This window comes from Serratia sp. G204Y (assembly GCF_051172435.1).
Taxonomy (GTDB): domain Bacteria; phylum Pseudomonadota; class Gammaproteobacteria; order Enterobacterales; family Enterobacteriaceae; genus Serratia; species Serratia sarumanii.
In genome coordinates this window covers 384,717-402,869 of record NZ_JBPIZA010000002.1, presented here as the reverse complement: position 1 = coordinate 402,869, position 18,153 = coordinate 384,717, and the positions used below count along the sequence as shown (strand labels likewise).

Below are 18,153 nucleotides of genomic sequence, written 5' to 3'. Positions count from 1 at the left end.
ATAAAAAATGGTATATGATGATGAAGACCTAGAGCTTGCTAAGGCTCAGGCAAGAGAAATATGGAAGATGCTTGATTATGTTAGAGGAGCATCACCTATATCTAGCTATCGTTCACTTGCGTATTCAATATTTTTCATTCGCTATCTACAATCTAATACAGGTCAGCACTTTGAAGCGCCAAGGTTCGATAGTTTTAATGCTATTTCCAATTATTCTTATGAACTGATAAATTGTGCCGTTCAACTTGGGTTCATTAATAATGAAGTATCTGGTTTTCTGTGTGATTACTTAGAGAAGACACTGCGATTATTCGAAAATATTGATGAATCTTTTGTTCGCCATGCAATAAAAGATGGCGTGATGAGTAAACATCACTCCATAGCATCGCTTTCTTTGTCTGAACTAGATTTACTCTTTGCAGAAAATGAAGGCAAATCAGGTGGTGAATTTTATACTCCAAGAGACGTAAACAACTTGGTTGCAGCAATTGGGTTGAGTTATCAACCAAAATCAATATGTGACCCGTTCGCAGGAGCAGGGAATACTGCATTTTCTTTTGCTGATATAGATTATAAAATAGTTACTATTGATACTCAAGAAGTTAACAAGGATGCTTACTTTAAATTGATAATAAGCAGAATTATTAGGGGGGTAAAAGGTAGAGACTATTTTGGTGACTCTTTATCGCAACCAACTTATCAGCAAAATAAATATGATCTAATCGTTTCTTTTCCACCTTTTGGAATGAAAATCCCGAAGGCTACTCGGGATAATATTCACTATAAAGCGCGTAATAATTGGCTAGATATAGCCGGAAATTTACCAGAAAGTAGAAGTGACTGGTTTATAACTTTATCAATGCTGCAGGCCCTTTCTGAGGGAGGCAAGCTATTAGTCGGTATGCCCTCTGGGGCTTTAACAAGAGGAGGCTCGGAGGCTAGGGTTCGCCAATATTTGGTCTCTCATGGGATTATCGAACAAGTAATTCTACTGCCTAAAAATATCCATTACTCGACGTCTATCTCAACCGTGCTTCTTGTCCTCAATTCAGGATCAAACATAACAAATAGTAGAGGAGTTAAATTTGTCGATGCCTCACTTTTTTATGAGCCTACTCGAGGTAGAAATGTTCTCACGCCAGATAATATCAATGAGATCGTGGAAGCTATTCATAGCGATGGCCGATTTAGTATTAGCTTGCATCGTAGCCAAATTGCAGAGAGAGATTTTAATTTAGATCCTTCACTTTATGTACGTAAAGATCTAAAGGTTAGTGAAGTTACTGTAAAAAATTTCAGAGGTTACTCTGAATTTAAAGTTCCAATGCATCCTTGCTTGACTGTATTAGTTGGGGAGAATGGTGCAGGTAAAACATCAATACTAGAAGCCCTAGCATGTGGTCTTGGTCCTTTTCTTACCGCTATGCCTGACGCAAAAGGGAAACTGATAAAAAAATCAGATATTCGTATAGATTCAAAAGGGATTGCTAGCTATGCCCGGATATCCATTGAAACAACATCAAGTCTGAGCTGGGATCTCGTGGCAAAAGGGAAAGATGTTTCTGAACCCCCTAAAATAGGAACAACGGCACTCACCAGTTATGCTAGTCATCTTGTAGATAGTCAGTCTGAATTCCCACTGATTGCTTATTATGGAACTAGCCGTGCTCTTAATTCTACAAACTCTAAAGTTGCAATAAATCCATTCGAGAAAGAAGTTCGTGGAGAAGGTTATGACTCTGCTCTGGATGCCAAGGTCAACTACGGAATCATAAAAAACTGGTTTTCAAAAATTGAAGTTGATGAGCTTAGAAAACGTGATGAACTCAAAGACCACAAATTTATTCACCCTGCTAAGAGACTTGTTTCCGAAACTGTTTACCAGATCGTAGAACGAGCCACGAGCTTAGAATTCGACAAGGATAGTAATGATGTTGTGGTGCATTGGAAAAATGAAAAGAATGAATACGTAAAGCTTACATTGGAGCAATTGAGTGAAGGTTATAGAAATATGGTTGCACTTACCATTGACTTAGTGAGACGCGCTTATTTACTCAATCCAACTAGTTCTAACCCATTAGCAGTGAACGGAATAGTCTTAATTGATGAAATTGAGCTTCATTTGCACCCGAGATGGCAGCAGAAGATTCTTAATGATCTTACTCACTTGTTTGAGAAAATCCAGTTCATTGTTACAACACATAGTCCTCAGGTCCTAACAACCGTAAAAGCCGATTCTATTCGTATTGTTTCTGCCGATGCAGTCGAAGCGAAATTAGTAAAAGGGACCAGTACTTACGGATCTGAAAGTTCAAGAATGTTGGAAGATGTTTTAGGTGGTAGCATTAGGCCTCAACACATTGAAATTGTTAAAAAATTAAATCGTTACACTAAATTGGTAGAGGCCGACCAATGGGATACAGATGAGGCTTTAGAGCTCAAAAAAGTTTTATACGAATGGGGCGGACAGACAGAAGCGGAACTTCAAAGACTAGAAACAGATATTCGTATTCGTGAGTTCGAGCGTGACAATGAAAATAATCAATAAGGGTGTGGAGCCCAATCGATTCGGTGCATTCAGAGCTGCCCACCCTGATGCTTTATGGGAGAGAGATGAGGACTCAATTGGAGAGGCTTTCCGTTGTTGTAGTGCAAGATATCAGGAAACTCAGCAACAATTACGAGCGGATCAAGGTAATTTATGTGCATATTGTGAACAGGATTTATTGTCTGGAACTAATGGGGCACTAGATGACTGTCGAATTGAGCATTTTCACCCAAAGTCGAAACGAGAACTAGGAGAGCCTAATTGGGGGCTGGAGTGGAGCAATTTATTAGCAGTTTGCTGTGGTGGAAATCAAAGTAGAGTTGTTAATCCTGAGGAGAGATTTGATATTGAGCCAGAAAATTATTCTTGCGATGTACCGAAAGGTAATAAAATTTTGGATCAAATTATCTTAAACCCCCTGCGATTACCTAACTTAAATATTTGGAGGTTCAGTCGTTCTACAGGGGAGATTTCTGTAAATGAGAAGTTGTGTTTATCACTAGGGCTAGATGTCGAAATGGCACACCAAACAATTGAGAAATTAAATTTGAACTCTCCGCGCTTAATGAGATTCAGGAAAACTGTTATGGATAACCTCAATAATCTGATTACAGAAAGTTTGAATAGTGGGAAAACAGTAGACCAAGCTGTTAGTTCTATTGCCATATCAATATTCCGGAGAAATAGAGCAGGTGACTGGCCATCTTTTTTTAGTACTGCAAGGTTTTATCTAGGCCAGCAGGCTGAGCTTGTTTTAGCTCATCCAATTTAAAGCTTCAGAGAGGCTGACTTTGACGGTCTCTTCTGTATGTTTACACTATTCCTACTAGCTAGGCTCCAAGTTGATTTGTTTATTCTGTGATAATCAGCAAGTTCAAGGCCCTGAGTTTAACTGCAGGGCCCTTATTACCTGTATCCCACAAACCAACATGGCATGATGCAAGTAATGCCCGCTCTTGGCACAGACCCGCCCATCAGATTGTCTCCATACTGTAGCCATACCCGGTCGAACTAGGGCTAACACACGTCGAGACACTTACCACCAGCTCATCGCAACCTATGCACCACCTGGTTGCTGCTGCCGCGCCAAATCAGCGCCGGGTCTTTCAAATCCTGCACGAACTTGCCGTCGATCAGCACGTTGATCCTGTCCACCACCTGCATTTGCTGCGCGTCCAGCTCCGCCAGCCGGTAGCCGGTCCACAGCCAGATATCCTTGCCGGGGCATTCGGCGCGCACCCGTTTCACCAGCGTTAAGATGCTCGGCACGTTGGCCGGATGCAGCGGATCGCCGCCTGAGAGCGACAGCCCCTGGCGCGGCACGCGCGTATCGTTCAGATCGGCGATGATGCGGTCTTCCAGTGCCGGGGTAAACGGCTGGCCGGAGTTGAGCCGCCAGGTGCTTTTGTTGTAGCAGCCGGGGCACTGGTGCACACAGCCGGCGACAAACAGCGTGCAGCGGGTGCCGGGGCCGTTGACGACGTCAATCGGGTAGTACTGGTGATAATTCATGTGAGGCCTGCCCATCAGGCTATTTTACTGGCCATTTTGCCTCCGGGCAGTGCTGCCAATCCTCACGTACTGCGTGTACGCTGCGGTTTGTGCGCGCTGGCCGAAGGCAAACTGGCGGCGACAATCACGCCTGATGAACAGGCTTCTGCATAGGCTGCACGGCGCTTTTCAGCCGAGCTGCCCGTTGCCGAGGTGTTTCACCCGGCGTTTCACCTCTTCCTGCTTGCCGGCGTTGAACGGCCGGGCATCGGGGCTACCGAGATAGCCGCACACCCGGCGGGTGACCGAGACCTTGGCCGAGTCGTGGTTGCCGCATTTCGGGCAGGTGAAGCCTTTGCTGGTGCAGGAGAATTCACCGGTGAAGCCGCATTCGTAGCACTCGTCGATCGGCGTGTTGGTGCCGTAGTAAGGCACCCGGCTGTAGCTGTAGTCCCACACGTCTTCCAGCGCCTTCAGGTTGTGCTGCAGGTTCGGGTATTCGCCGTAGCAGATGAAGCCGCCGCTGGCCAACGGCGGGTAGGGCGCTTCGAAGTCCAGCTTGTCGTACGGATTGACCTTCTTCTCCACGTCGAGGTGGAAACTGTTGGTGTAATAGCCCTTGTCGGTGACGCCCGGCACCACGCCGAAATCGGCGGTGTCCAGCCGGCAGAAGCGATCGCACAGGTTTTCGCTCGGCGTGCTGTAGAGGCTGAAGCCGTAGCCGGTCTCGTCTTTCCAGGCGTCGACGGCGGCGCGCAGGCGCGCGACGATCGCCACCGCTTTGGCGCGCAGCGCTTCGTCGTCATACACGTGGTTTTCGCCGCCGAACAGCGCGTTGATGGTCTCGTGCAGGCCGATATAGCCCAGCGAGATTGAGGCGCGGCCGTTCTTGAAGATATCGGCGATGTTGTCGTCGGCCTTGAGCCGCACGCCGCAGGCACCTTCCATGTACAGGATTGGCGCCACCCGTGCCTTGATGCCTTCCAGCCGGGCGATGCGCGTCATCAGCGCCTTTTTCGCCAGCTGTAGGCGCTGATCCAGCAGCGCCCAGAAGCGCGACTCATCGCCCATCGCCTCCAGCGCGATGCGCGGCAGGTTGAGGCTGATGACGCCGATGTTGTTGCGGCCGTCGTGCACCAGCTCGCCGTCTTCCTCGTAGGTGCCCAGGAAGCTGCGGCAACCCATCGGCGTTTTGAACGAGCCGGTGACTTTTACCACCTGATCGTAGTTGAGGATGTCCGGGTACATGCGCTTGCTGGCGCACTCCAGCGCCAACTGCTTGATGTCGTAGTTCGGATCGCCGTACTGGTGGTTGAGGCCGTCGCGGATGGCGAACACCAGTTTGGGGAACACGGCGGTCTTGCGGTTTTTGCCCAGCCCGGCGATGCGGTTTTTCAGGATCGAGCGCTGGATCAGGCGCGATTCCCAACTGGTGCCGAGGCCGAAACCGAAGGTGACGAACGGCGTCTGGCCGTTGGCGGTGTGCAGGGTGTTGACCTCGTACTCCAGCGACTGGAAGGCGTCGTAACACTCTTTCTCGGTGCGCGCCATGGCATAGCCTTTGGCGTCCGGGATCTGCCATTCCTCCGCCACCTGCAGGTGTTTGCGGAAGCTCTCGTCGACGAACGGCGCCAGGATTTCATCGATGCGGTTGATGGTGGTGCCGCCATAGATATGGCTGGCGACCTGGGCGATGATCTGCGCGGTCACGGCGGTGGCGGTAGAGATCGACTTCGGCGGCTCAATCTCGGCGTTGCCCATCTTGAAGCCGTTGGTCAGCATGCCTTTCAGATCGATCAGCATGCAGTTGAACATCGGGAAGAACGGCGAGTAGTCGAGATCGTGGTAGTGAATTTCGCCGCGTTCATGGGCCAGTACCACGTCGCGCGGCAGGATGTGCTGCTTGGCGTAGTGTTTGGCGACGATGCCCGCCAGCAGGTCGCGCTGGGTGGGGATCACCTTGCTGTCCTTGTTGGCGTTCTCGTTCAGCAGCGCGCGGTTGCTCTGCTCGACCAGGCCGCGAATTTCCTGGTTCAGGCGGCCGCGCAGCTCGCGCGCCACGTCGCGATCGTGGCGGTGTTCGATATAGGCGCGCGCCAGCTGTTTGTACTCGCCGGCCATCAGCTGGTTTTCCACCGCCTGCTGGATCTCGTGGATATCGACGCGCGGCTGCTGCTCCATGCGCTGAGCGACCACGCGGGCGACGGTGGCGCAGTAGTCGGCGTCGACTACGCCCACCGCCAGCGCGGCGCGCTCGATGGCCTGCGCGATGCGCGCTTCGTCAAAAGGTACCTGGCAACCGTCCCGCTTAATCACTACTGGTTTCACGTTGTACTCCTTGTTCCCCGAGGGAGCGTTCATACCCGCCTGGCGTGGCGAGCAACCGTCAAATTTCGCTTATCCACAGGGCAAAGCCGCAGCGCGTAAGGGCTGTGGCGGCGTGTGGATGATTTTGTGGATAACTACTATATATAGGTGTTCGCAATTCTTAATGCACTATATATAGATATTGGCGCGATTCTTTTGATGTAGAACAAGGAAAACGGAAGAGCGTGCGCAAGCTGAACAGTCGTCAATCGCTCACTGGCCGATCGCGAAAATGTTCCAGCAGAAAGTCGACCCAGACGCGCACCCGCGGCGGCAGATCCGCCGAGGCGTAATAGAGCCACAGCTGCACCGGGCGCGGCCAGCACTCCGCCAGCACCGGCCGCAGCGTGCCCTGCTCAAAGTGCTTTTCGAGGTACCAGCGCGCCAGGTTGACGATGCCGAGCCCGGCCAGCGCCGCATCCAGCAACATTTCCGGGCGGCTCACCACCAATCGGCCGTTCAGATCCAGCGCCAGCGTTTCGCCCTGATGGCGTAGCTGCCATTTGACGTGGCGGCCGTTGCTGGGGTTGCGGTGCAGCAGGCAGTCGTGCCGCAGCAGGTCGTGCGGCGTTTGCGGTTCACCGCGCCGCGCCAGATAGTCGGGCGACGCCGCCAGCACCATGTGCATCGGGTAGAGCGGGCGCGCCACCAGCCGGCTGTCGGGATCGACCCGGCTGCCGATGCCGACGTCGAAGCCTTCGCCCACCAGATTCACCACCCGGGCGTCCAGCGCCAGATCGAGATCGATCTGCGGGTAGCGCGCCAGAAATTGCGGGATCAACGGCATCAGCATCTGGCGGCCAAAGCCGGGGATCATCGTGACGCGCACCACCCCGGCCGGCGCCTGCCGCTCGCCGCCGGCGCTTTCCAGCGTCGCCGCCAACGCCTGCCACAGCGGCGCCACCTGCGCCAGCAGCGCTTTGCCCTCGTCGGTCAGCAGCACGTTGTGGGTATTGCGCTGAAACAGCCGCAGCGCCAGCTTCTCTTCCAGCGCGCGGATATTTTTGCTGACCGCCGCCGGCGTGACGCCCAGCTGGCGGGCGGCGGCGGAGAAATTTTGCGCCTGCGCGGCGGCGAGGAAGGCCGGCAGCAGGCGGTGCACGTCAAAGGGCAGCGACATAGTGGTTGATACTTTCGGTTGAAATTGAAGTGACTTTTAACAGCCTACACCTGAAGCGGCAGAAATGGAAAAATGCCTCATCTTCTTTACGTTCAAGGAATCATTTATGTCACGCATTTTAGTGTTAACCGCCCATCGCACCCCCGACGAGTCGCGCATCAACCAGGCGCTGATCGAGGCCGTGCGCCCGCTGCCTAATGTGACCGTGCACGAGCTGATCCGCGCTTACCCGGATTACCGCATCGACGTGGCGCGCGAACAGGCACTGCTGGAAAGCCACGATGCGGTGGTGATGATGTTCCCGTTTTTCTGGTACAGCTCGCCGGCGATCCTGCGCGAATGGCAGGACGCGGTATTAACCTATGGTTTCGCCTACGGCAGCGAGGGCACCAAACTGCACGGCAAGCCGCTGCAGCTGGTGGTGAGCACCGGCGGCAACGCGCAGGCCTACACGCCGGCAGGTTACAATCGCTATCCGGTGCAGGATCTGCTGCTGCCATTCCACGCGCTGGCTAACCTGACCGGCATGGATTATCTGCCGCCGCACCTGGTGCAGGGCGTGACCGACATGAGCGATGAGCAGTTGGCGCAAGCGGCCGCCGGGGTGGTGGCGCTGATGGGGACATTGTAGGGCGCAGTTCATTCATCGCTGCGCCCTGCGGGGTCAGTCTTCGAGCAGCCACCATATCGCTTCGAACGGCCGCAGCGTCAGCGCCTGCGGCTGATCCGCCGAGTCGCTGTAGTTGCTCATCAGCGGGCGCCACTGGGCGGAGGCTTCCACGCCTTCCGCCGCCCAGGCCAGCGGCTCGCGGCTCAGGTTGGCCACCACCAGCAGGCGCTGGCCGTTCCAGCTGCGCTGATAGCACCACAGCGCCGGGTGATCCGGCGCCAGATCCTGATAGTCGCCGTGGGTCAGCAGCGGATACTGCTTGCGCAGGGTGATCAGCTGGCGGTAGGCGTAAAACACCGAGTCGAGGTCGGCCAGCGCCGCGTCGGCGTTGATCTGCGGGTAGTTCTCGGCGCAGCCGATCCACGGCGTGCCGGTGGTGAAACCGGCGTGCGGCGCGGCGCTCCACTGCATCGGCGTGCGGCCGTTGTCGCGCGATTTGTCCGCCAGGATCGCCAGCAGTTCGGCGTCGCCGCGGCCCTGGGCGCTCAGCTCGGCGTACATGTTCAGGCTTTCCACGTCGCGATACTGCTCGATGGCGCGGAAGCCGGGGTTGGTCATGCCGATCTCTTCACCCTGGTAGATATAAGGCGTGCCCTGCATGCCGTGCAGCACCATCGCCAGCATTTTGGCGGCCGGCACCCGCAGTGCGCCTTCATCGCCGAAGCGCGATACGATGCGCGGCTGATCGTGGTTGCACCAGAACAGCGCGTTCCAGGCGCGGTTATGCATCCCCTGCTGCCAGTGGCGGAAGATCTGTTTTAACTCCACATAATCCGGCGCCGCCCGCGTCCATTTTTCACCGCCGGCGTAGTCTACCTTCAGATGGTGGAAGTTGAAGGTCATCGACAGCTCTTCGCCGCTCTGCGCCGCGTATTGCTGGCAATGCTCGAGCGTGGTGGAAGACATCTCGCCCACCGTCATCAGGCCGCGTGGCTGGAACACGTCGCGGCTCATTTCCTGCAGGAACTCGTGAATGCGCGGGCCGTCGGTGTAGAAGCGGCGGCCGTCGCCTTGGCTGTCGGACGGGAAATCCTGCTGCTTGGACACCAGGTTGATCACGTCGAGGCGTAGGCCGTCGACGCCTTTATCTGCCCAGAACTGACACACTTTCTTCAGCTCTTCGCGCACCGGCGGGTGTTCCCAGTTGAGATCCGCCTGCTCGACGGCGAACAGGTGCAGATAGTACTGGCCGCTGTCGGCGTGCCACTGCCAGGCGTTGCCGCCGAACTTGGAGCGCCAGTTGTTCGGCGGCGTATCCCCCTCGCCGTCGCGCCAGACGTAAAACTGGCGATACGGGCTGTGGCGATCCTGCGCGGCCTTGAACCACGGATGCTCGGTCGAAGTGTGGTTGAACACCATGTCCATCACGATGCGGATGCCGCGCCGGTGGGCGGCGGCGACCAGCTGCTCGAAGTCCGCCATGGTGCCGTAAGCCGGATCGATGGCGCAGTAGTCCGCCACGTCATAGCCGTTGTCCACCTGCGGCGATACGTAGACCGGCGTCAGCCAGATGGCGTCGACGCCCAGCTCCTGCAGATAGTCCAGCCGCCGGGTCACGCCGGCCAAATCGCCGTAGCCGTTGCCGGTGCTGTCTTGAAAACTCTTCGGATAAATTTGGTAGATGACGCCGTTCTGCCACCAGGGGGTTGGGTTGCTCATAGCTGTATACCTTTGAATCGTGACAACGGGCCCGCGTGAGCGGGCCCCTACATTCATTTTGCGTCAATTAAACCGGCAGCTCGCCGCGGGCGGCCTTGCGTTTGTAGACCATGATGGTCAGCACCAGCGGGATGACGATCGCCACCAGAATCGCCAGCGAGTAAATCAGCCAGAACTGCGGCTTGATAGACAGGATGCCCGGCAGGCCGCCGACGCCGATGCCGTTGGCCATCACGCCGTCCAGGCCGCAGATCAGGCCCGCGATCGCGGAGCCGATCATCGCGCACAGCATCGGGAAACGGTATTTGAGGTTGATGCCGTACATCGCCGGTTCGGTCACGCCGAGATAGGCGGAGATCGCCGCCGGCACCGAGATTTCACGCTCGTTGGCCTTGCGGCTGATGATGATGATGCCGAGCACCGCCGAGGCCTGCGCGATGTTGGACAGCGCAATCAGCGGCCACACCGGGGTGCCGCCCATGCTCTGAATCATCTGCATGTCGATGGCCAGCGTGGTCTGGTGCACGCCGGTGATCACCAGCGGTGCATACAGGAAGCCGAACAGCGCGGCGCCCACCGGGGCGAAGCTGCCGGTCATCACCGCTTTCACCGCCCAGGCAACCCCGTCGCCGATCATGCGGCCGAACGGCCCGATCAGCGCGTGCGCCAGGAACACCGCCAGCAGCAGCGAAACCACCGGCACCACCACCAGATAGAGATAGTCGGGGACGATCTTTTTCAGCCGGGTTTCGATCCAGCCCAGCGCCATGCCCGCCAGGATCGACGGGATCACCTGCGCCTGATAGCCGACTTTCTGGATCACGAACCAGCCGAAGTTCCACACTTCCGGCGTTTGCTGGCCGAGCAGGTAGGAGTTCATCAGCTGCGGCGACACCAGGGTGACGCCCAGCACGATGCCGAGTACCGGGGTGCCGCCCATCTTTTTCACCGTCGACCAGCAGATGGCCACCGGCAGGAACATGAAGATCGCTTCACCGAGCAACCACAGGAAGTCGTAAATGGTTTTCCACGCCGGGTGCATCTGCGCCAGCGTTTGGCCGCCGGACATCGGGATGTCGCCAATCACGTTGCGGAAGCCGAGGATCAGACCGCCGCTGATCAGCGCCGGCAGCAGCGGGAAGAAGATTTCGGCGAAGTGGGAGATGGTGCGCTCGGTCCAGGTCATGTTCTGGCGCGCGGCCACCTTGGCCTGTTCTTTGTCGGCCTCGTTGACGCCGGTGCTGGCGATCAGCGCCTGATAGTAGTCGCCGACGTCGGTGCCGATCACCACCTGGAACTGCCCGGCGTTGGTGAAGCAGCCTTTGACCATCGGCAGCTCTTCGATTTCCTTGGGGCTGGCCTTGCTGGGGTCGTTGAGGACGAAACGCAACCGGGTAATGCAATGGCTGACGGTGGCGATGTTTTCGCGGCCGCCGACCAAAACAATCAGGCGATCAATATCCTGCTGTTTTACTTTGCTCATTATGGGATACCTGCAGAGGTGTTGGCTGAGTAATGATCAAAGCTTAGTCACTCGGATTTTTTTATGGAATGGGAACGTTCCCGGTTTGGGGCGAGGATCACAAAATGACAAAAAATGGTCGTCTTTTAATCAGGAAAGTTTGCTGGGCACCACCAGGCGGCGGATCCCCTGTTCACCGTTGAGCTGCGCCAGCAGCTGTTGCGCCGCCAGCAGGCCGGCGCTGCCGTAGCCGAACTCCACCGACAGAGTATCGGGGAACAGGAAGCTGAGCAGCGGGGTGTTGCCGATGGCGCACACCTGGATGGCGCGCGTCGGCTGCTGCTGCAGGTACTTTATCGCCCCCAGGGCGATGCTGTCGGAGGCGCAGATCAGTGCGCTGGTGTGTGTATCAATCACTTCGGCGGCGTGCTGGAAACCGCTCTGGTAGCTCAGCTCGCCCAGCGTGGCGCGCGGCGTGAGCTTGAGGCGTTCACAGGCGTCGAGATAGGCCTGATAGCGGCGCTGGCCGGTGGTGGCGTCGCTGAGCTGCACCCCCAGATAGCCGATGTGCCGGTGCCCTTGCCGGTACAGGCGATCCATCAGCAGGTTCACCGCGCCGGCGTCGTCGTAGCAGACGGATGAAAAGCCGTCGTATTCGCGCACCATCACCACCATTTTTTCCTGCCACGGTTTGAGCATCGCCGCGGTCAGCCCGGTAAAGCCGAACAGGATCACGCCGTCGACGTTGCGCTGGCGCAGCACGTGCAGGTGCTCCTGCACCAGGCGGGTTTCGAACTGGCTCTCCATCACGATAGGATCGAAGCCCTGCTGATACAGCAGCGGCAGCATGGTGCGCACCGCCTGGTTTTCCGACGGCGAATCGAGACGGGAAACGATGATGCCCACCACTTTGTCGCTCTGGCCGCGCATGGCGCGCGCCGACTTGGAGGGGGTAAACCCTTGCTGACGGATCACCGCTTCTACCCGTTCGCGGGTCTGCGGGCTCACGCTGCCTTCGTTGTTCAGCACCCGTGAGACGGTGGATTTGCCTACGCCGCTCAGGCGTGCGATGTCCTTGATGGTCAGCCGGTTTTGCATGGTTTACTTTTCGTTGAGGTGGACAGGCGTAACATAATGGCCTGTAAAACAATGTCCGTCAGCATAGCTCATTTTCCCAGGCGGATCTTGAGGCAATACGGGATTGTTGCACTGCGCTGAACGGCCGCTCCTGCCGCTCTGTTTTTCCCTTTACCGGAGGTGATTCCCCATATGGACCCCGACCCGACTGCTTTAGACACTCACTCGGTTCACCGGTAAAACCTTTCCGCCTGGCGCTGCTGTTTTACCGGTGAAGTACATCACGGTAACCGGTGGCGCGCGCTTCGTCGTTCGCTCCTGCTGCTGAAAAAAGAATAAGGATCTGCGTTGGCAGAGGCTTTTTGGCGCACCCGCCATCCGCCCGGCCGATGACGATCCCCGTTTACCCGCTGCCGTGAGGCACCGGGCGACGAGGTGCGAACCATGAAACTGAAAAAACTCCCCCGTCAGCTGCTGGGCCTGTTCGCCCGCGGCCTTCCGCGCCGTTTGGTGCGCCGCGACAGCCTGCTGGACGGCGTCGGCGGCGCTGCGCACGATATGCCGGCCGGCCTGGCGCAACAGCGGCTGGAATGCGCCGCCGCAGAGACGATGCAGCTGTTTGAGCGTTTTCACAGCCACCCGGAAGGCATCACCGCCCATGAGGCGGAGCAGGTGCGCCGGCGCTGCGGCGAGAACGTCATCGACGATCAGCAGAAAGAGGCCTGGTGGCAACACCTCTGGCACTGCTACCGCAACCCGTTCAACCTGCTGCTGACCGCGCTCGGCATGATCTCGTACGCCACCGAGGATCTCACCGGCGCGCTGGTGATCGCGCTGATGGTGCTGATCTCCACGCTGCTGAACTTCATCCAGGAGGCGCGCTCCAACCGGGCGGCCGATGCGCTGAAAGCGATGGTGAGCAACACCGCCACGGTGATCCGCAGCGATGCGCTCACCGGCAAGAGCGAACACGTGGAGCTGCCGATCGCGCAATTGGTGCCGGGCGATATCGTCAAGCTGGCGGCCGGCGACATGATCCCGGCGGATCTGCGCCTGCTGTCGGCCAAGGATCTGTTCATCAGCCAGGCGGCGCTGACCGGCGAATCGCTGCCGGTGGAAAAATCCGCGGCGCCGCAGGCGCTGGCGGCCGATCCGCTCGACTGCCAGAACCTGTGCTTCATGGGCACCAACGTGGTCAGCGGCACCGCGCTGGCGATGGTGATCGGCACCGGCGGCGGCACCTATTTCGGCCAGCTGGCACAGCGCGTCACCAGCCAGGAGCAGCAGCCGAACGCCTTCCAGAGCGGCATCAGCAAGGTCAGCTGGCTGCTGATCCGCTTTATGCTGGTGATGACGCCGATCGTGCTGCTGATCAACGGCTACACCAAGGGCGACTGGTGGGAAGCGGCGCTGTTCGCGCTGTCGGTGGCGGTCGGGCTGACGCCGGAAATGCTGCCGATGATCGTCACCTCAACGCTGGCCAAAGGGGCGGTGAAGCTGTCGCGCCAGAAGGTGATCGTCAAACGCCTGGACGCCATCCAGAACTTCGGCGCCATGGACATTCTGTGCACCGACAAGACCGGCACCCTGACTCAGGACAAGATCGTGCTGGAGCGCCACACCGATGCGTTCGGCGCCGGCAGCGAACGGGTGCTGCGCTACGCCTGGCTGAACAGCTTCTACCAGACCGGGCTGAAAAACCTGCTCGACGTGGCGGTGCTGAGCTGCGCGGAGCAGAATCGGCAGCCGGCGGCGTTGCAAAACTACCGCAAGGTGGATGAGATCCCGTTCGATTTCGTGCGCCGCCGCATGTCGGTGGTGGTAGCCAAGGACAACGAGTATCACGAGCTGGTGTGCAAGGGCGCGCTGGAAGAGATGCTGGCGATTTGCAGCCACGTGCGCCACGAAGACGAGGTGATCCCGCTGAGCGAGGCGCTGTTGGCGCGCATTCGCCGCATCACCGACGATCTCAACCAACAGGGGCTGCGGGTGGTGGCGGTGGCCAACAAGATCCTGCCGGCGCAAACCCATGAATACGGCGTGGCGGATGAGTCGGATCTGATCCTCGAAGGCTACGTCGCCTTCCTCGATCCGCCGAAGGAGAGCACCGCACCGGCGCTGGCGGCGCTGAAACAGAACGGCGTCACGGTGAAGATCCTCACCGGCGACAACGAGCTGGTGGCCGCCAAAGTGTGCCGGGACGTCGGGCTGGAAGCCGATAGTCTGCTGCGCGGCAGCGAGATCGAACAGATGGACGACGAGCAGCTGGCGCAGGCGGCGGCGCGCACCACGGTGTTCGCCAAGCTGACGCCGCTGCACAAGGAGCGCATCGTCAAACTGCTGCGCCGCCAGGGGCACGTGGTGGGCTTTATGGGCGACGGCATCAACGATGCGCCGGCGCTGCGCGCGGCCGATATCGGCATCTCCGTCGATTCGGCGGTGGACATCGCCAAGGAGGCGGCTGACATCATTCTGCTGGAAAAAAGCCTGATGGTGCTGGAGCAGGGGGTGATCGAAGGGCGCCGTACCTTCGCCAACATGCTGAAATACATCAAGATGACCGCCAGCTCCAACTTCGGTAACGTGTTCAGCGTGCTGATCGCCAGCGCCTTCCTGCCGTTTCTGCCGATGCTGCCGCTACACCTGTTGATTCAGAACCTGATGTACGATATCTCGCAGATCGCCATCCCGTTCGATAACGTCGACGACGATCAGATCACCCAGCCGCAGCGCTGGAACTCCGCCGATCTGGGGCGGTTTATGGTGTTCTTCGGGCCGATCAGCTCGATCTTCGACGTGCTGACCTTCAGCCTGATGTGGTGGGTATTCAAGGCCAATACGCCGGAAATGCAGACGCTGTTCCAGTCCGGCTGGTTCGTGGAAGGGCTGCTGTCACAAACGCTGATCGTCCATATGATCCGCACGCGCAAAATTCCGTTTATCCAGAGCCGCCCGTCCTGGCCGCTGTGCATCATGACGCTGGCGGTGATCGCCACCGGCATCGGCCTGGTGTTCTCGCCGCTGGCCGGCTTCCTGCAGCTGCAGGCGCTGCCGCTCGGTTACTTCCCGTGGCTGGTGCTGATCCTCGCCGGTTACATGGTGCTGACCCAGTGCGTGAAAGGCTGGTTCGTGCGCCGCTACGGCTGGCAATAACCCGCTCGCCCCCTCCGGCCGGGAGGGGGCAACTGTGATCCCGTCCGCTTTTTCACCGCAACGGTTGGACATCTGTTCTGGGCTGAGTCTTTATCTACAGCGTTGGCTGTTTTCCCCTGCGCCTTTCAAGCCACCGCGTTGTTGTTTATCGCCTAGCGGTGGTTTGAAATTCATTGGGGATATTTTGTTTTTTTCCTCTGAGGAATTTCCGATGCACAGACCTTTCCGTTATACGCTACTGGCTTCATCGTTATGGTTTTCTTGCGGCGCGCTGGCGCAGCCGGCCGGCGATCTGCCGCTGATGCCCTGGCCGCAGCAGGTGGAAGTGACGCAACCGGCGGGCAAGCTGGTGCTGGATCACCGTTTGTCTCTGACGTTGCAGGGCGACGATCTGGGCGACGCGCTGCCGCGCTGGCGCCAGCGCATCGAACTGCAGACCGGCTGGACGCTGGTGCCGATGGAAGAAGCGAACGGCGCGGCGATCAAGGTGGTGATCAAGGACCGGGTGGCGGCGCAGCCGCTGCCGGGCAGCGATGAGAGTTACCGGCTGGCGGTCACGCCGCAGGGCGCCACGCTGACCGCCAACACGCGTTTCGGCGCGCTGCGCGGCATGGAGACCCTGCTGCAGCTGCTGCAGACCGACGGGCAAAATACCTTCCTGCCGCTGGTGGATATCCGCGACGTGCCGCGCTTTCCGTGGCGCGGCGTGCTGCTGGATTCGGCGCGTCATTTCCTGCCGCTGCCGGACATTCTGCGCCAGCTCGACGGCATGGCGGCGGCCAAGCTTAACGTGTTCCACTGGCACCTGACCGACGATCAGGGCTGGCGCTTTGCCTCCGAGCATTATCCCAAGCTGCAACAGCAGGCCAGCGACGGCCAGTTCTACACCCGCGAGCAGATGCGGCAGGTGGTGGCTTACGCCACGGCGCGCGGCATTCGCGTGGTGCCGGAGATCGACATGCCGGGGCACGCCTCCAGCATCGCGGTGGCCTATCCCGACCTGATGAGCGCGCCGGGGCCGTATCGGATGGAGCGCGAGTGGGGCGTGCATAAGCCGACGCTCGATCCGACCCGCGACGAGGTGTATCAGTTTGTCGACACAATCGTCGGCGAGCTGGCGGCGATCTTCCCCGATCCTTATCTGCATATCGGCGGCGACGAGGTGGACGCCAGCCAGTGGCGGGCGTCGCCGTCGATTCAGGCGTTTATGCAGAAGAACGGGCTGGCGGATACCCATGCGCTGCAGGCCTACTTCAACCAGAAGCTGGAAAAGATCCTCGAGAAGCACCAGCGGCAGATGGTTGGCTGGGACGAGATCTACCATCCGTCGCTGCCGCGCTCGATCGTCATTCAGTCCTGGCAGGGGCAAGACTCGCTGGGCGCCAGCGCGCAGGACGGCTATCAGGGCATCCTCTCCACCGGTTTCTACCTCGATCAGCCGCAAAGCACCGCCTATCACTACCGCAATGAAATTCTGCCGCAGCCGCTGGGGGTCGAGACGGCGGTGCAGCCCGGCGAGCAGGCGCAAAGCTGGCGTTTCAGCATGCCGCGTCTGAAGGGCAGCGCGGTGGAGGGCAGCTTCACGCTGATCGAGGGCAAGCAGGGCTGGCGCGGCTTTATCGATTTCAACGGCAAATCGCGCCGCGCGGTGCACGACATCGTCTGGCGCACGCCGCAGCAGGTGACGTTCCGCGTCGATACCTGGATGGGTGACACGCGGCCGGTGTTCACGCTGCAGCAGGACAAGCTCAGCGGCTATACGTTGGTCGGCAACGTGCGTTACCCCACCCGCGGCGACAAGCTGGCGGCGGTGCCGGCGGGCAAGATGCCGGTGGTGCCGGACGAGAAGGGGCAGGCCAACATTCTCGGCGGTGAAGCGGCGCTGTGGGCGGAAAACGTGCGCGCGCCGCTTCTCGATCTCAAGCTGTGGCCGCGCGCCTTCGCGGTGGCGGAGCGGCTGTGGTCGGCGCAGGACGTCACCGACGAAAACAACATGTACCGGCGGCTGGCGGCGATCGACGCCTGGTCGGTGGTGTCGGTCGGCCTGCAGCAGCATGTGGAAACGGCGCGCGAATTCACCCGATTGAGCAACAGCGTGCAGATCGTGCCGCTGCAGATCCTGGCCGAGGCGGTGGAGCCGGCACAGTATTACACCCGCCAGCACCTGAAGTTCCAGGCCAGCAACTATCACCAGTTCGAACCGCTGAACCGCTTTGCCGATGCGCTACCGCCGGAGAGCGGCGCGGTGCGCGACATGCAGGCACAGGTCGCGGCCTTGTTGAAGGATAAGCGCGATAAGGCGGCGGCGCAGGCGCTGCGCGAACGGCTGCAGCGCTGGCAGGCGAACGGCGCGGCATTGCAGACGGCGATCGCGGGCAACCGCACGCTGCGCGATCTGGCGCCGGTGGCGCAGGACGTCGATGCTTTGGCCACGCTGGGCTTAACGCTGCTGGATCGCCATCAGCAGGCCAAACCGCTGAGCCGGGCCGAGGCCGAACAAGCGCAGCGCCAGCTGGATGCGGCGGCGCAGACGCGCGACGAGGTGGTGATTGCGGCGGTGTACCCGCTGGAGGCGCTGCTGCGGGGGCTTAAAACGGAGTGAGGGT

The 18,153-nt window shown here is 58.6% G+C and carries 11 protein-coding genes; 5 read left to right on the top strand and 6 right to left on the bottom strand.

The annotated features are described in order from the left end of the window. Positions 1 to 7 precede the first annotated feature (7 nt). Positions 8 to 2,548 carry an N-6 DNA methylase gene (locus tag ACSBQQ_RS16265; protein WP_060428773.1) on the top strand — a complete coding sequence of 847 codons (2,541 nt, stop codon included), beginning with the start codon at positions 8 to 10 and terminating at the stop codon, positions 2,546 to 2,548. After that, entirely contained in the window at positions 2,532 to 3,320 is a 789-nt protein-coding gene (locus tag ACSBQQ_RS16260; RefSeq protein ID WP_072269936.1) for a retron system putative HNH endonuclease, read from the top strand. Before ACSBQQ_RS16265 ends, ACSBQQ_RS16260 begins: the two co-directional genes overlap by 17 nt. Before the next feature lie 275 nt (positions 3,321 to 3,595). On the opposite strand, the gene nrdG is transcribed toward ACSBQQ_RS16260, so the two are convergent. The 3 genes from nrdG to ACSBQQ_RS16245 all read right to left on the bottom strand — a co-directional run bounded on the left by nrdG (position 3,596) and on the right by ACSBQQ_RS16245 (position 7,526). Then, positions 3,596 to 4,060 (bottom strand): anaerobic ribonucleoside-triphosphate reductase-activating protein, encoded by a 465-nt coding sequence (gene nrdG, locus ACSBQQ_RS16255; protein ID WP_033636852.1) that lies wholly within the window; start codon positions 4,058 to 4,060, stop codon positions 3,596 to 3,598. 168 nt (positions 4,061 to 4,228) lie between these two features. Beyond that, complete coding sequence (gene nrdD, locus ACSBQQ_RS16250) at positions 4,229 to 6,367, bottom strand: anaerobic ribonucleoside-triphosphate reductase (protein ID WP_060428771.1); 2,139 nt, start codon at positions 6,365 to 6,367, stop codon at positions 4,229 to 4,231. 244 nt (positions 6,368 to 6,611) lie between these two features. Next, entirely contained in the window at positions 6,612 to 7,526 is a 915-nt protein-coding gene (locus tag ACSBQQ_RS16245) for a LysR family transcriptional regulator (protein WP_060428770.1), read from the bottom strand. Positions 7,527 to 7,632: 106 nt separating this feature from the next. Between ACSBQQ_RS16245 and ACSBQQ_RS16240 the strand changes: the two genes are divergently transcribed. Continuing rightward, positions 7,633 to 8,157 (top strand): NAD(P)H-dependent oxidoreductase, encoded by a 525-nt coding sequence (locus ACSBQQ_RS16240; RefSeq protein ID WP_047729213.1) that lies wholly within the window; start codon positions 7,633 to 7,635, stop codon positions 8,155 to 8,157. A 33-nt stretch (positions 8,158 to 8,190) separates the two neighbouring features. Here ACSBQQ_RS16240 and treC read toward each other — a convergent pair whose 3' ends face one another. The 3 genes from treC to treR form a co-directional block, all read right to left on the bottom strand. Then, complete coding sequence (gene treC / locus ACSBQQ_RS16235) at positions 8,191 to 9,855, bottom strand: alpha,alpha-phosphotrehalase (RefSeq protein WP_060428768.1); 1,665 nt, start codon at positions 9,853 to 9,855, stop codon at positions 8,191 to 8,193. A 67-nt stretch (positions 9,856 to 9,922) separates the two neighbouring features. Beyond that, positions 9,923 to 11,338 (bottom strand): PTS trehalose transporter subunit IIBC, encoded by a 1,416-nt coding sequence (gene treB / locus ACSBQQ_RS16230; RefSeq protein WP_033636857.1) that lies wholly within the window; start codon positions 11,336 to 11,338, stop codon positions 9,923 to 9,925. Between the two features lie 129 nt (positions 11,339 to 11,467). After that, positions 11,468 to 12,415, bottom strand: a complete 948-nt coding sequence (treR, locus tag ACSBQQ_RS16225; protein ID WP_060428766.1) for a trehalose operon repressor TreR — start codon at positions 12,413 to 12,415, stop codon at positions 11,468 to 11,470. 423 nt (positions 12,416 to 12,838) lie between these two features. Between treR and mgtA the strand changes: the two genes are divergently transcribed. Both mgtA and ACSBQQ_RS16215 read left to right on the top strand, forming a co-directional pair. Continuing rightward, positions 12,839 to 15,547, top strand: coding sequence for a magnesium-translocating P-type ATPase (gene mgtA, locus ACSBQQ_RS16220; RefSeq protein WP_049232430.1), 2,709 nt, complete (start codon positions 12,839 to 12,841; stop codon positions 15,545 to 15,547). 211 nt (positions 15,548 to 15,758) lie between these two features. Continuing rightward, a complete protein-coding gene (locus ACSBQQ_RS16215; RefSeq protein ID WP_039567705.1) occupies positions 15,759 to 18,149 on the top strand; it encodes a beta-N-acetylhexosaminidase in 2,391 nt (796 codons plus the stop codon). The last annotated feature ends 4 nt before the right edge of the window (positions 18,150 to 18,153 follow it).